This is a genomic window from Streptomyces sp. NPDC059564, from assembly GCF_042735575.1.
Classification (GTDB): domain Bacteria; phylum Actinomycetota; class Actinomycetes; order Streptomycetales; family Streptomycetaceae; genus Streptomyces.
Window position 1 is genome coordinate 1 of sequence record NZ_JBHWBP010000704.1, and the last position, 1,244, is coordinate 1,244.

General features: G+C 73.7%; 1 protein-coding gene. It reads right to left on the bottom strand.

What is annotated here, in order from left to right:
* Positions 1-137: 137 nt before the first annotated feature.
* Positions 138-1,244 (bottom strand): SpoIIE family protein phosphatase (locus ACFV0Q_RS41795; RefSeq protein WP_385013357.1); only part of this gene is annotated, 1,107 nt, incomplete at its 5' end.

The window sequence follows — 1,244 nt, forward strand, 5'->3', positions numbered from 1 at the left end:
GTGTCCTCACTTCCCCGGTAGGAACGCGGCGGACCGGTGGATCCGCCGGGGTGTTCGTCCCGCGTCTACCCCCCGAACCCGCCCTTATGGGTGACCGCCCCCGGATTCCCCGACTCGGCCGACGGCGGAGGACTCCTTCAGAGGGGTTCCACGTCCAGGAAGGCCGCGAGGGCCGCTTCCTCGGTCTCCGCGGCGGTCTGGGAGCCGCTCCCGGGGGTGCCGGGGAGGTGCTGTTCCGCCCAGATGACCTTGCCCTCCGGTGTGTACCGGGTGCCCCAGTGCTCGCTGACCTGTGCCACGAGGAACAGTCCGCGTCCGCCCTCGTCGGTGGTGGCGGCGTAGCGCAGGTGCGGGGCGGTGCTGCTGCCGTCCCACACCTCGCAGGTCAGGGTGTGGTCGTACAGCAGCCGCACCCGCACGGGCGCGCTGCCGTGCCGCAGGGCGTTGGTGATCAGTTCGCTGAGGATCAGTTCCGTGGCGAAGCCGAGCTCGGACAGGCCCCACGCGTCGAGCTTGCGCGCCGCCGCGTTGCGTACGGTGCCCACCTCGCTCGGCTCGAACGGCACCTCCCATTCCGCGACGCGGTCCGCGCCGAGGGTGCGCGTCCGCGCGATGAGCAGGGCCACGTCGTCGGACGGCCGGGCCGGCAGCAGCCGCTCCAGGACGGCCCGGCAGCTCTCCTGCGGGTCCCGGGCGGGATGGCTCAGCGCGGCGCGCAGCAGTTCCAGGCCCTCGCCGATGTCCCGGCCGCGCTCCTCGACCAGCCCGTCGGTGTACAGGACGAGCTGGCTGCCCTCCTCCAGGTACAGCTCGGCGGTCTCGAAGGGCATGCCGCCCAGTCCGAGCGGCGGCCCGGCGGGCAGCTCCACGAAGGCGGTGGTGCCGTCGGGGGCGACCACGAGGGGCGGCAGGTGCCCGGCCCGCGCCGCCGTGCAGCGCCTGGACACCGGGTCGTAGACGGCGTAGAGGCAGGTGGCGCCGAGTACGCCGCTGCCGGTGTCGTCCGCGACGTCGTGGTCGATGCGCTGGACGAGGTCGTCGAGGCGGGCGAGGATCTCGTCGGGCGGCAGGTCGAGGGAGGAGAAGTTGTGCACCGCCGTACGCAGCCGGCCCATGGTGGCCGCGGCGTGCAGGCCGTGCCCGACGACGTCTCCGACGACGAGCGCGACCCGGCTGCCCGGGAGCGGGATCACGTCGAACCAGTCCCCGCCCACCCCGGACTGCGCGGGCAGGTAGAAGTGCGC